The sequence below is a fragment of the Nocardioides terrae genome (assembly GCF_900112345.1).
Classification (GTDB): domain Bacteria; phylum Actinomycetota; class Actinomycetes; order Propionibacteriales; family Nocardioidaceae; genus Nocardioides; species Nocardioides terrae.
Window position 1 is genome coordinate 254,606 of record NZ_FOLB01000005.1, and the last position, 12,722, is coordinate 267,327.

A 12,722-nucleotide genomic window follows, 5' to 3' on the forward strand; every position below is an offset into this window, starting at 1 on the left:
GCTTCGGGACCGGCTCCGGACCGCCCAAGTCATCTGTTTTTCCAAGTCTCGACCCGGCCCCTACTTCCCGCAGGGCAGGTCCCGGCGTCACATCCGGGCGATCGCCGAGGCGGGGTTCTCGATCGCGTCGGCGACCGACCGCATGAAGCCGGCCGCGGTGCCGCCGTCGCAGACCCGGTGGTCGAAGACGAACGACATCTGGGTGATCTTCCGCGGCACGATCTGCCCGTCGACCACCCAGGGCCGGTCGATGATCCGGCCGAGACCGAGGATCGCGACCTGGGGATGGTTGATGATGGCCGCGCTGCCGTCCACCCGGAAGCCGCCGTAGTTGTTCAGGGTGAACGTCCCGGCGGCGAGCTCCTCGGCGGTGGCCCGGCCGGAGCGGGCCCGGGCGGTGACGTCGCGGATCGCGGCGTCCAGGCCGGCCGTGGTCATCGAGTCCGCGCCGATCACGGCGGGTACGACGAGCCCGCGCTCGCCCTGCACGGCGAGGCCGAGGTTGATCGCGTCGAGCTCGACGATCTCGTCCCGCTCGACGTCGAGCCGGGAGTTGAGGACGGGGTAGGCCTTGAGGCCGGCGACCACGAATCGGGCGATGTAGGCGAGCAGCCCGGGCCCCGGGTCGTCCGCGGTGCGCGCCGACTCCCGCAGCTCCCACAGCGCGGTGGCGTCGACGTCGACCCACACGGTCGCCTCGGGGATCTCTGCGCGGCTGCGGGTCAGGGCCGTGGACACCGCCTTGCGGAACCCGCTCAGCGGGATGCGGCGCTCGCTTGGAGCAGCCGGGGCCGCCGGTGCGGACGGCGCTGACGGCGCGACCGCAGGCGTCGGCGCGGCGACGGGTGCGACCGCCGCGGCCGGCCGGGTCTCGGTGATCGCCCGCTCGACGTCGGCCTTCGTGATGATTCCGCGATAGCCGGTCGGCGCGACGCCGCGCAGGTCGATGCCGTGGTCACGGGCGATCTTGCGGACCAGCGGCGAGATGACGCGGACCGGTCCACGGGTGCCGGGCTCGGCGGCCGGTGTCCTCGCTTGCTGCGCACCGGCGCGGGGACGGCGGCGGCGGGTGGCCCCGGCATGCGCGGAGGTGCCGTAGCCGATGAGGACGTTGCCCGACCCGGCTCGCTCCTCCTCGCGGTAGCGCTCGGCATCCGCGTGCGCCGGCTCGACGGCGGGGTCCGCTCCAGCAGCGCCGCGCTCGGGCGCGCCTCCAGTCGCGCCCTCCGTCGCACCGACGGTCAGCAGCGGCCTGCCGACGGCCAGGCTCTCGCCCTCCGCGGCGTGCAGCGTCACGACGATGCCGGCGAAGGGTGAGGGGACCTCGACGATCGACTTGGCGGTCTCGACCTCGACGATCGTCTCGTCGATCGCGACCTCCTGGCCCTCGGTGACGAACCAGCGGACGATCTCGGCCTCGGTGAGGCCCTCGCCGAGGTCGGGCAGCAGGAACGTCTGTTCGACGGTGGTCACGCTCACGAGTCCTCCCACTGGAGGTCGTCGACGGTGTCGAGGATGCGGTCCACCGACGGCAGCTGGAAGTGCTCCAGCTTCGGCGGGGGGAAGGGGATGTCGAAGCCCGTCACGCGCCGCACCGGGGCGGCGAGCGAGTGGAAGCAGCTCTCGCTGACCCGGGCGGCGATCTCCGAGGCGACCGACGCGAAGCCGGTCGACTCGGCCACGACGACGGCGCGACCGGTCGAACGGACGGCGGCGAACACCGTCTCGTCGTCGAAGGGCACCAGCGAGCGCACGTCGACCACCTGGAGGCTGCGGCCCTCACGGGCGGCCGCCTCGGCGGCGTCGAGCGCGATCGGCACCGACGGGCCGTAGGCGATCAAGGTGGCGTCAGTGCCCTCGCGGCGTACGACGGCCCGGCCGATGCCCGGCTCCTGACCGCGGCCGAGGGCGACCTCGTCCGTGGCCCAGTAGAGCTTCTTCGGCTCGAGGAAGACGACCGGGTCGGGAGAGGCGATCGCCTCGCGCAGCAGCGAGTAGGCGTCCGACGGGGTGGACGGCGCCAGGACCTGGAGTCCCGGCGTGTGGACGTAGTAGGCCTCGGAGGAGTCGCAGTGGTGCTCGACGCCGCCGATCCCGCCGGCGTACGGGATCCGGATGACGATCGGGAGACCGAGCCGCCCGCGGGTGCGGTTGCGCATCTTGGCCACGTGGCTGACGACCTGCTCGAACGCGGGGTAGGCGAAGGCGTCGAACTGCATCTCCACGACCGGGCGCATGCCGTTCATGGCGAGGCCGACGGCGAACCCCATGATCCCCGCCTCGGCGAGCGGGGTGTCGAAGCAGCGATCCTCGCCGAACTCCTGCGTGAGCCCGTCGGTGATGCGGAAGACGCCGCCGAGCGGGCCGACGTCCTCGCCGAACATCAGCACGGTCGGGTCCTCGGCCATGGCGTCGCGCAGTGCCCGGTTGATGGCCTGCGCCATGGTGAGCTTCTGGTGCTCGACGGTCGCGGCGGTCATCGGCCGACCTCCTCTCGGTCCAGCTCGTCGAGGACGATGTCGAGCTGCGCGCGCAGCTGCGGGGTCGGCTCGGCGAACACGTGGCGGAACAGGTCCTCGGGGTTCGGCGCGACGTCCTGGTTGAGGGCCACGCGGGTCCGTTGCGCCAGCTCCTCGGCAGCCTCGGTGAACCCGGCCAGAGTCGCGTCGTCCAGGGCGTCGACGGAGCGGAGGTAGACCTCGAGCCGCGTGAGCGGGTCCTTGGCCTCCCACTCCTGGACCTCGGCCTGGGAGCGGTAGCGGGTGGCGTCGTCGGCGTTGGTGTGGGCCTGCATGCGGTAGGTGTGCGCCTCGACGAGCTGCGGTCCCTCGCCGGCGCGGGCCCGAGCGACGGCGGCCCCGAGCACCTGCAGGAGCGCGGCGGCGTCGTTGCCGTCCACGCGCTCCCCCGGGATGCCGTAGCCGATGCCCTTGTGGGCGATCGATGGCGCAGCGGTCTGGCGGGCCAGCGGCACGGAGATGGCGTACTCGTTGTTCTGCACGAAGAAGACGACCGGGGCGCGGAAGACGGCCGCGAAGTTGAGCGCCTCGTGGAAGTCGCCCTCGCTGGTGCCGCCGTCACCGCACAGCGCCATCACGACGGTGCTCTCACCCCGCAGCCGGGCGGCGTGGGCGACGCCGACCGCGTGCGGGAGCTGGGTGGCGAGCGGCGTGGCCTGCGGGGCGACGTGGTGGATGGTCGGGTCGTAGCCGGAGTGCCAGTCGCCCTGGAGCAGCGTGAGGACCTCGACGGGGTCGACGCCGCGGGCGACGATCGCTGCGGTGTCGCGGTAGGTCGGGAACAGCCAGTCGCCGTCCTCGAGCACCTGCGCCGCGACGACCTGGCAGGCCTCCTGGCCGTGCGAGGACGGGTAGACGGCGAGCCGGCCCTGACGCACGAGCGCGTAGGCCTGGTCGTTGAGCCGGCGCGCGGACACCAGGCCCTCGAAGGCGCGCAGCAGCGCGTCCGTCGGCGGCATCTCGCGGCCGTCGGACGCGACCGCCCGTCCCGACGGGTCGATGAGCATCACCGGATCCTCGGACGGCAGCAGGTGACCTGGCTCACGTGTCATGCCAAGATCCTCGTCCTCGTGGCCATTCGTTTCCAGACCACCGCGGAAGCGAAGACGATGTAGCCTCAGGAGTCGCGTTCGAGGGCAGTCCGTCCAGACCGGGCGCAGGCACACGCGAGAGGGTGAGACAGATGGCCAACGCCGTCGACGGCGTCGACGAACGGATCCTCGACCAGCTGCGCAGGGACGGCCGGATGTCGGTCCGCGCCCTGGCCGAGCGCTTGCACATCTCGCGCGCCAACGCCTACGCGCGGATCCAGCGACTGACGCAGGACGGCGTCATCCGCGGGTTCCACGCCGACGTCGATCCGGTGGCCAGCGGCCTCGGGACGTCCGCCTATCTCACCCTCAACGTGCGGCAGTCGGAGTGGCGCAACATCCGCGACCGGCTCCGCGTGCTGCCAGGGGTCGCCCACCTCGCCCTCGTCGGTGGGGAGTTCGACGTGATCCTGCTCGTCCGCGCCCGTGACAACGCGGACCTGCGGCGCCTGGTGCTGGAGGAGATCCAGGGCATGGAGGGCGTGCTGAGCACTCGCACGCTGCTGGTCTTCGACGAGCCGCAGGTGGTGTCCGAGCAGCCGGACTAACCGGCGACGACGACCCGGGGGCCACGCAGCGCCACGAGCTCCTCCAGCGGCCCGGCCGGAGCGCTCGCATCCGTGACGATGGCGTGGACGTCGGTCACCGACGCGATCTTCCCCAGCCGGGAGCGGCCGACCTTCGAGCCGTCGGCGATCACCACGACCTCGGACGCCGCCCCGATCATGGCCCGCTTGATGTCGGCCTCGGGCAGGTTGACGTTGGTGATGCCGGCGACCGCATCGACGCCGTTGCAGCCGATGAGGGCCAGGTCGGCGTGGATGTGCTCGAGCAGCAGTCCGCCGAGCGGCGCGACCAGGGAGTGCTGGAGCGGCCGGAGCGTGCCGCCGGTGACGACGACCTGGAGGCGCGGGACCGCGGGCTCGAGGCTGAGCGCGATGGCGAGCCCGTTCGTGATCACCGTGACGTCGTGGAGGTCCTCGCGACGGAGCAGCTCCCGGGCCACGCAGGCAGCGGTCGTGCCGACGTCGAGCAGGACGCTCATGCCCGGGGCGATGAGCCGGACCGCCTCGGCCGCGATCGCTGCCTTGGCGTCCGCGGACTCGGTCTCCGTCTCCTCGAAGGACCGCTCCGCGAGGGCCTGCGGGTCGATCGGCATGGCGCCACCTCGGATGCGGCGCACCACGCCGCGCCCGACCAGGCTGTCCAGGTCGGCGCGCACGGTGACCGAGGAGACGCCGAGGAGGTCGCTGAGCTCGGTGACGCCGATGAAGCCACGGCTCCCCACGAGCGTGGCGATCCGCTCGCGCCGCTCCTCGGCGGGGTTCTGCTCCGGCTCGACCACGCGGGCAGGATTCCTTCCCACCGCTCGTGTTGTCAATCCGCAAGCAACTTGCTTTCGATATCGAAAGCGCTCTAACCTCCGTGGTCGTGCAGACTCCCGCCCGCCGACGTACGACGCGCCGCCTGGCCGACGGCCGCGAGCTGGTCTACTTCGACGATCCCGGAAGCGCCCTGCCCGCCGAGCGCCTCGAGGACCGCCGCGACCTGCCGCCGCGCCCGGTTACGGCCACCATGCGGCAGGACGTCCTCACCGGTGACTGGATCTCCCACGCGACCGCTCGCCAGGGCCGCGTCCTGCTGCCGCCCGCCCACCTGGACCCTCTCGCACCCCAGAGCGCCGCGAACCCGTCGGAGATCCCGTCCCCCTACGACGTCGCCGTCTTCGAGAACCGCTCGCCGTCGTTCGGACCGGGCCTTCCCGACCCGTCGGCGGTTCCGGACCTCTCCGGTATCGCGCTCAACCGCACGGCACCGGCCACGGGCCGTTGCGAGGTGATCTCCTTCAGCCCGGAGCACGAGGGCTCGTTCGGCTCGGTGTCCGCGACGCGAGCACGCACCGTCATCGAGGCCTGGGCCGACCGGACCGCGGCCCTGTCGGCACTGCCCGGGATCGCCCAGGTGTTCCCGTTCGAGAACCGGGGAGCGGCCATCGGCGTCACTCTCCACCACCCGCACGGGCAGATCTACGCCTACCCCTACGTCACGCCGCGCACCACGCGGCTGCTCGAGGCCATCGACAGCTACGGGCCGACCCTCCTCGCCGACGTGCTGGCCTCCGAGCGGGCCGGCGAGCGGGTCGTGCTCGCCGGCGAGCACTGGACGGCGTACGTCCCCTTCGCGGCGCGCTGGCCGATCGAGGTGCACCTCATGCCGCACCGGCACGTGCCCGACCTGGCCGCCACCAGCGCCGAGGAGCGGGAGGAGCTGGCCGGCCTCTACCTGCGGCTCCTGCGCGGGGTCGACGCGCTCTACGACGACCCGACGCCCTACATCGCCGCCTGGCACCAGGCGCCCGTCCACAGCCACCGCGACACCGCACGGCTCACCCTGCAGCTGACCAGCCCGCGACGCGGCGCGGGCAAGCTGAAGTACCTCGCCGGCAGCGAGGCGGCCATGGGCGCCTGGGTCGGCGACGTCGCTCCCGAGCAGCAGGCCGAGCAGCTGCGCGCGGCGATCGCGCGCGCCGACCAGGAGGACCCGGCATGACCCTTCCCACGTCCCACGCCTCGGCCGAGCACGCCGTCGACGGGTTCCGGCAGACCTTCGGCCGCGAGCCGGATGGCGTCTGGTCGGCTCCCGGCCGGGTCAACCTGATCGGCGAGCACACCGACTACAACGACGGCTTCGTGCTCCCCGTCGCCATCGAGCAGCGGACCTGGGTCGCCGTGGGGCGTCGTGCGGACCGGGTCGCTCGGGTCGCCTCGGCGGCCGCCGACGACGTCGTCGAGCGCCCCGTCGACGCCATCTCCCCCACGTCGGTGAGCGGCTGGTCGGCGTACCCGCTCGGGACGGCCTGGGCGGTCGAGGAGGTCGCCGCCGAGGACAGCGTCGACGTCTGCGGGTTCGACGCCTACTTCGCCTCCGACGTGCCGCTCGGTGCCGGGTTGTCGTCGTCGGCCGCCCTGGAGTGCTCGCTGGCCCGGGCGCTCTCGGACCTGTGGCGGCTCGACCTCGACGGCGAGGAGCTCCTGCGCGCGACCCACCTCGCCGAGAACGTCATCGTCGGCGCGCCAACCGGCATCCTCGACCAGTCGGCCTCGCTCTTCTCGCGTGAGGGGCACGCTCTCTTCATCGACTGCCGCAGCACCTCGATGGAGCCGATCCCCTTCGACCCGGCCGGTGCCGGGCTGTCGCTGCTGGTCATCGACACGCGGGTCACCCACGCGCACGCCGACGGTGGGTACGCCGCCCGCCGGGCCTCGTGCGAGCAGGCGGCCTCCGCGTTGGGAGTCGCTGCGTTGCGCGATGCCACCCCGGCCGCCCTGGAGGCCGCCCGCGACCGGCTCGACGAGGTCGTCCACCGTCGTGCCCGGCACATCGTCGCGGAGAACCAGCGCGTCCTGGACACCGTGGCCCTGCTCCGCACCGAGGGCCCTCGGGCGATCGGTCGGCTGCTGCTCGAGTCGCACGCGTCCATGCGGGACGACTTCGAGATCTCCGTCCCCGAGCTCGACACGGCCGTCGAGGTGGCGGTCGGGTCCGGAGCGCTCGGCGCGCGGATGACCGGTGGCGGGTTCGGCGGCTCCGCGATCGCGCTGGTCGAGGACGGACTCGTGGCCGACGTGGTCGCGGCCGTCACTGACGCCTTCGCCGCCCGCGGCTATGCCCCGCCCGTGACCTTCACGGTCCGCCCGTCGCAGGGTGCTCGACGCGACGAGGGCGTGCCGGCCGCTCGCTGAGCGGACCGCCGAGCGGATCGGTGACCAGGTCGTCCACGGAGTCGCCGACCGTCCGGATCGTCACCGCTGCCCGCTCGTGCCCGGCGCGCAGGCACTCCGCAGGGGCGACACCGTCGAGCAGCGCCCCGAGGTAGCCGGCCGCGAAGGCGTCCCCGGCCCCGACCACGTCGACGACCTCGACCTGCAGCGACGGCACGAACCACTCCTCACCGCCCACGAACGCCGTCGCACCGACGTCGCCGTCCTTGACGACGAGCTCGGGGACGTCAGGGAACCGGGCGCGGACCTGAGCGGCGGTGCCCGTCGACCACAGCGTCTCGGCCTCGTCGCGACCGACGAGGACGAGGTCGGCCCGGCGGGCGAGGTCGGCGAGCACGGTGCCCGCCTCCGCGACGCCCCAGAGCGCCGGCCGGTGGTTGACGTCGAAGCTCACCAGCACACCGGCCCGGTGCGCGCGCTCCATCAGGGCGACGAGGAACCCCCGTGCCGACGAGGAGATGGCGGCGGTGATCCCGGAGACGTGCAGGACCGACACCCCGTCGAGGCCGACGGTGCCGGCGTCGTCGAGGGAGAGTCCGGCAGCCGCGGAGCCCGCCCGGTAGTAGCGCACGCCGTTGCCGGGGTCCTTGACGTAGAGGCCGGTCGGGCGGCCCGCGTCGAGCCCGACCGCTGCGACGTCGACGCCGCGTGCCCGGAGCTGCCGGAGGATCCGGCGCCCGAGCGCATCGTCACCCAGCCGGCTGAACCACGCCGCGCGATGTCCGAGTGCGGACAGGTGCGCGGCGACGTTCGACTCGGCGCCGCCGGCGTCGACGTGGAACAGCTCCGCATCGACCACAGCGCCGGCGGTGGGGGTCACCACCGCCATCGTCTCGCCGACCGCGAGCAGCCGGCCCGGCCGGAGCTCGTCGCGGTTCACCGTGCCTCCTAGCGGAGGTCGGTGACGGGGGCCGCGTCCATGTCGTCGAAGGCCTGGTTCTCCCCGGCCATCGCCCACACGAACGAGTACGAGGCCGTGCCGACGCCCGAGTGCAGCGACCAGCTCGGCGAGATGATCGCCTGGCGGTCGCCGACGACGAGGTGCCGGGTCTCCTCCCGCTCGCCGAGCAGGTGGATGACGCGCGCGTCCTCGGGGACGTCGAAGTAGAGGTAGCACTCCGTGCGGCGGTCGTGGGTGTGCGCGGGCATCGTGTTCCACATCGAGCCCGGGTGCAGCTCCGTGACGCCCATGACGACCTGGCAGGACTTCACGCCGTTCTCGTGGATGTACTGGTTGAGCGTGCGGCGGTTGGACGTGAGCTGGTCCCCCAGCTCGCGCACGGTGCCCTCCCCCGGCGAGACCAGGGCCGCCGGGTAGGCGGTGTGCGCCGGCGCGGAGAAGAGGTAGAAGTGCGCGCCCGCGTCGCCCTCGTCGGCGAAGGAGACGTCGCGGATGCCGCGGCCGAGGTAGAGGCAGGCGCCCTTGACCATCTCGTAGTCCACGCCGTCGGCGGTGACCGTGCCGGTCCCGCCGACGTTGACGATGCCGACCTCGCGGTGCTCGAGGAAGTGGTCGCTGCGGATCTCCGGGTAGCCCCCGAGCGAGAGGCTGCCGCCGGCCGGCACGGCGCCGCCCAAGACGATGCGGTCGTGGTGGGTGTAGACCGTCCGGATCTCGCCGGGCGCGAAGAGGTCGGGCACGAGGTAGTGCGCGCGGAGGTCGGCGGTGGTCATGCCCGGGACCTGGGCGGGGTTGGTGGCGTATCGCTGTTCCACGGAAGGAGGCTCCTGACTGGGGGACGGTTGTCAGCGGACGAGCCAGCCGCCGTCGACGGGAAGCACGGTCCCGGTGACGTAGGCGGCGGCGTCGGAGGCGAGGAAGACGAAGGCGCCCTGCAGGTCGCCGGGGGTGCCCCATCGACCGGCCGGGATCCGGCCCGAGATGGACCGCTCGCGCTCCGGGTCGGCACGCAGGGCTGCGGTGTTGTCGGTGGCCATGTAGCCGGGGGCGATCGCGTTCACGGTGACGCCGGAGGCCGCCCACTCGTTGGCGAGCGCCTTGGTGAGGCCGGCGATCGCGTGCTTGGAGGCCGTGTACGCCGGCACGAGGACGCCGCCCTGGAAGGACAGCATCGACGCGACGGTGATGATCCGGCCCGAGCCGCGCTCGACCATGTGCCGCCCGGCGGCCTGCGAGAGGTGGAAGACGGCGTCGAGGTTCACCCGCAGGACGGCCGACCAGTCGCTCTCGCTGTAGTCGGAGGCCGGTGCCCGGCGGATCGTGCCGGCGTTGTTCACGAGGATGTCGAGCCGCCCGAGCGCCTCGATCGCCTCGGCGACGTCGGCCTGCAGGTCGGCGGCTGTGGCGGTGCCGAGGTCCCGCCTCAGCACGTGCACCCGGCGGCCCAGCCCACGGATGTGGTCGGCGGTCTCGGCCGGGTCGCCCCGGCCGAGCAGCGCGACGTCGGCGCCGGCCTCGGCGAGCGCGATCGCGGCCCCCTGGCCGAGCCCCCGATTGGCGCCGGTGACGAGCGCGACCTTCCCGTCGAGACGGAACGAGTCGAGGATCATGCGTGCGCCTCCCAGGCAGCGGTCTGGTGGTGGTCGGTCGCGGTGTCGGGCCCGGCGGCGAAGACGGTGGTCAGCTCCCCGATGCCCGCGACGCGGACGGTGACGGCATCGCCGTCGGTGAGCGGCCGGTGGGCGGCCAGGGCGGCGGGGAGCTTCTGCGGGGTCCCGGTGGAGATCACGTCGCCCGGCTCGAGCGTCATCACGGTGCTCAGGTAGTGCACGACGAACGGCATGGGGAAGACCATCGTCGAGGTGCTCTGCGAGACGGTGACGACCCCGTCGCGCTCGACCTCGAGGAGGAGGTCGTGCGGATCGGCGATCTCATCGGGGGTGACGATGGCTGGGCCGAGCGGGCCGAAGCCGTCGAAGCACTTGCCGAGGGCCCACTGGCTCGTGCGCCCCTGCCAGGCCCGGTCGGTCACGTCGTTGAGCAGCGTGTAGCCGGCGATGTGGTCCATCGCCGTCTCCACCGGCACGTCGTGCGCCCGGCGTCCGACCACGAGGGCGATCTCCCCCTCGTAGTCGACGTCGTCGGCCACCCGCGGCAGCCGCACCGGAGCGGTCGGCGCGGACAGGACGTTCGGGGTCTTCACGAACACGTCGGGGAACGGAGGGTCCGCCGCTCGGACGTCGGCACCAGCGGGCACGTGCCCGCGATAGTTGTAGCCCAGGCAGAGGATCTTGCCCGGCGTGACCGGCGCCAGCAGCTCGACATCGGCCAGCCGCGGCAGGTCGTCGGGGGCGGCGGCCGCTGCTGCCGCGCGCGCGTCGTCGAGGGCGGCGGGGTCGGCGAGCAGGTCGACGACCGGCCGCCGGCCCAGGTCGAGCACGCGGTCGCCGCCGACGACGGCGCCTGTGCGTGCGCGACCGCCGTGACGGTAGGTCACCAGCCTCATCGGGTGGTCTCCTTCGAGCCGGCGGCGCTCACCAGTAGGTCCGCCATCCCGGGACGGCCTGGCGGGTGAGTGCCTCGAGGTAGAAGTAGTCGCCCCAGAGGGTGCCCTCGTCGACGCCGATGCCCTTGGGCAGGTCGTAGACGCCGTGCAGCAGCAGGGCGTCGGAGTCCTCGGGCCGTGCGGGCGCGTAGTCGGCGACCAGCGTGGCGAGGATGACGCGGGCCTCGTCGCGCCAGCGGGCCGCTCGGGCCGGGTCGGTCTCCTGGTCGGCCAGCTCCAGCAGGCCGGACGCCGCGATCGCGGCCGAGGAGCTGTCGCGCGGCGCCTCGCTGCCGTCGCCGTAGACCAGGTCCCAGTGCGGGACGCGGTCGGCGGGCAGGCGGGCGAGGAAGTACTCCGCGCAGCGGCGGGACGCCTCGAGCAGGCGCTCGTCGCGCATGGTGCGGTGGTTGAGCGCGAAGCCGTAGATGCCCCAGGCCTGGCCGCGGGCCCAGCAGGAGTCGTCGTGGGCGCCCTGCTCGGTGGCGCCTCGGAGCGGTTCTCCGGTGACGGGGTCCCAGTAGAAGGTGTGGTAGGTCGAGCCGTCCTCGCGCAGGATGTGCAGCAACAGCTGCTCGATGTGGCGCTCGGCCGCGTCGGCGTACCGCCGGTCGCCGGTCTGCTCGCTGGCCCAGGTGAGCAGCGGCAGGTTCATCAGGCTGTCGATGATCGTGCGGCCCCGCTGGTTGGGGTCGGAGAGGTCACCCCACGCCTGGATGATCCCGGCCGGCTCGAGGAACCGCCGCATCAGGTGGTCCGCGGCGAGCAGCGCCGCCTTCCGGGCGTCGTCGTCGTCGAGCAGCCGGGCCGGCGCGACGCACGAGAGCGTGTAGAGGAAGCCCAGGTCGTGGGTGTCGAGGTCCTCGGCGTTGCGCACCCGGCGGTCGAAGTCGGCCGCGTGACCGAGCGCTGCCTCGCGGAAGGCGTCGTCACCCGTCAGCTCCCAGGCGATCCACTGCATGCCCGGCCAGAAGCTGGTCGTCCAGCCCCGGTTGCCCCCCTCGGGGATTCCGGCGTCCGCGGGGCGGATCGGGTAGCGGCCGGCTCGGGTGGTGTCGTCGGGATAGCGGGTGCCGAAGCGGTCGATGTTGCGGCGCACCGTCAGCAGCGCGTCGCTGAAGGCGGGATCGTCGGCGACGCCGCTGTGCAGGGGCGAGGTCGAGGTCATGGGTCTGTGGCTCCTAGGGGGTTACGCGGTGGCGGGTGTGGCGGGCGTGGCCGCGAGCGCCGGCCGGAGGATGAAGCGGCTGTTGGCCCAGACGACGTACAGCACGGGCGCACCGGTGAGACCGAGCGCGATCGCGGGCATCGAGGCGAACACGGCGAACTGGGTCGCGAGGGCGAGGATGCTGAAGAGGCTGAGGTACCAGCGGCGCAGCGCCAGGTAGCTGCCGACGCGGATCACCGTCACCAGGCGGACGCGGGGCTCCTCGCTGACGGCGACGAGGCCGACCAACGACGTCGCGACCACGACCACGGTGAGGACGGCGAGGGCCGGCACGACGGCGACCCCGAGGCCGCTCCCGCCCAAGGCCCGTACGTCGGCCAGGAGCACGACGACCAGGAGGGTCGCGACGGCGGCGAGCCGCACCGGGCGCCCCCAGCCGGCGCGCCACCCGGCCACGAAGGCCCGGACGACGTCGCCGTTCCCGCCCGCGTGCTCACGGAACACCCCGAAGGCACCGGCGAGCGCCGGGGCGCACGACGGAGCCAGCAGGGCGACGAGCGGCCAGGTCGTGACCGGGTCCGTCATCGCCAGCAGCAGCACGACCGGCAGGCAGCCGACGACGAGCAGCAGGTTGGTGACCAGGCCGAGGTAGGCCAGCCCGAAGAGGGCGGCGTAGGTGTCGTGGGAGACGAGCTTCCCCGAGATCGTCGTCATCG

Annotated in this window: 13 protein-coding genes; 3 read left to right on the forward strand and 10 right to left on the reverse strand. The window is 73.1% G+C overall.

Annotated features, from left to right (window positions below; all coding sequences use genetic code 11):
• Positions 1-87: 87 nt before the first annotated feature.
• The 3 genes from BM236_RS09220 to pdhA are packed head-to-tail and all read right to left on the reverse strand — an operon-like array spanning position 88 to position 3,571.
• A complete protein-coding gene (locus BM236_RS09220; RefSeq protein ID WP_091122763.1) occupies positions 88-1,473 on the reverse strand; it encodes a dihydrolipoamide acetyltransferase family protein in 1,386 nt (461 codons plus the stop codon).
• 2 nt (positions 1,474-1,475) lie between these two features.
• Positions 1,476-2,480 (reverse strand): alpha-ketoacid dehydrogenase subunit beta, encoded by a 1,005-nt coding sequence (locus BM236_RS09225; RefSeq protein WP_091122765.1) that lies wholly within the window; start codon positions 2,478-2,480, stop codon positions 1,476-1,478.
• The gene (gene pdhA / locus BM236_RS09230; RefSeq protein WP_091122767.1) at positions 2,477-3,571 is read right to left on the reverse strand and encodes a pyruvate dehydrogenase (acetyl-transferring) E1 component subunit alpha; all 1,095 of its coding nucleotides are present in this window, start codon (positions 3,569-3,571) and stop codon (positions 2,477-2,479) included. Before pdhA ends, BM236_RS09225 begins: the two co-directional genes overlap by 4 nt.
• Before the next feature lie 131 nt (positions 3,572-3,702).
• Between pdhA and BM236_RS09235 the strand changes: the two genes are divergently transcribed.
• Positions 3,703-4,158: an Lrp/AsnC family transcriptional regulator gene (locus tag BM236_RS09235; protein ID WP_091122770.1), complete on the forward strand. Its 456-nt coding sequence runs from the start codon at positions 3,703-3,705 to the stop codon at positions 4,156-4,158.
• On the opposite strand, the gene BM236_RS09240 is transcribed toward BM236_RS09235, so the two are convergent.
• Positions 4,155-4,955 (reverse strand): DeoR/GlpR family DNA-binding transcription regulator, encoded by an 801-nt coding sequence (locus tag BM236_RS09240; protein WP_091122772.1) that lies wholly within the window; start codon positions 4,953-4,955, stop codon positions 4,155-4,157. The two genes, BM236_RS09235 and BM236_RS09240, sit on opposite strands and share 4 nt — an antisense overlap.
• Before the next feature lie 86 nt (positions 4,956-5,041).
• On the opposite strand from BM236_RS09240, the gene galT reads away from it, so the two are divergent.
• Together galT and galK are read left to right on the forward strand one after the other, a co-directional pair.
• On the forward strand, positions 5,042-6,160 hold the full coding sequence (gene galT / locus BM236_RS09245; RefSeq protein WP_175507621.1) for a galactose-1-phosphate uridylyltransferase: 1,119 nt from the start codon (positions 5,042-5,044) through the stop codon (positions 6,158-6,160).
• Complete coding sequence (gene galK / locus BM236_RS09250) at positions 6,157-7,353, forward strand: galactokinase (RefSeq protein ID WP_091122774.1); 1,197 nt, start codon at positions 6,157-6,159, stop codon at positions 7,351-7,353. The genes galT and galK overlap by 4 nt, the downstream gene beginning before the upstream one ends.
• On the opposite strand, the gene BM236_RS09255 is transcribed toward galK, so the two are convergent.
• Genes BM236_RS09255 through BM236_RS09280 form a run of 6 tightly spaced genes read right to left on the reverse strand, consistent with a single transcriptional unit; the run spans position 7,295 to position 12,720 of the window.
• A complete protein-coding gene (locus BM236_RS09255) occupies positions 7,295-8,272 on the reverse strand; it encodes a sugar kinase (RefSeq protein ID WP_217645275.1) in 978 nt (325 codons plus the stop codon). The two genes, galK and BM236_RS09255, sit on opposite strands and share 59 nt — an antisense overlap.
• 8 nt (positions 8,273-8,280) lie before the next feature.
• The gene (gene kduI, locus BM236_RS09260; protein ID WP_091122776.1) at positions 8,281-9,108 is read right to left on the reverse strand and encodes a 5-dehydro-4-deoxy-D-glucuronate isomerase; all 828 of its coding nucleotides are present in this window, start codon (positions 9,106-9,108) and stop codon (positions 8,281-8,283) included.
• Positions 9,109-9,138: 30 nt separating this feature from the next.
• Entirely contained in the window at positions 9,139-9,903 is a 765-nt protein-coding gene (gene kduD, locus BM236_RS09265; protein WP_091122778.1) for a 2-dehydro-3-deoxy-D-gluconate 5-dehydrogenase KduD, read from the reverse strand.
• Positions 9,900-10,799 carry a fumarylacetoacetate hydrolase family protein gene (locus tag BM236_RS09270; protein WP_091122781.1) on the reverse strand — a complete coding sequence of 300 codons (900 nt, stop codon included), beginning with the start codon at positions 10,797-10,799 and terminating at the stop codon, positions 9,900-9,902. The genes kduD and BM236_RS09270 overlap by 4 nt, the downstream gene beginning before the upstream one ends.
• A gap of 28 nt (positions 10,800-10,827) precedes the next feature.
• The gene (locus BM236_RS09275) at positions 10,828-12,006 is read right to left on the reverse strand and encodes a glycoside hydrolase family 88 protein (RefSeq protein ID WP_091122782.1); all 1,179 of its coding nucleotides are present in this window, start codon (positions 12,004-12,006) and stop codon (positions 10,828-10,830) included.
• Between the two features lie 21 nt (positions 12,007-12,027).
• Positions 12,028-12,720, reverse strand: coding sequence for a hypothetical protein (locus BM236_RS09280; protein ID WP_091122785.1), 693 nt, complete (start codon positions 12,718-12,720; stop codon positions 12,028-12,030).
• Positions 12,721-12,722: the final 2 nt, after the last annotated feature.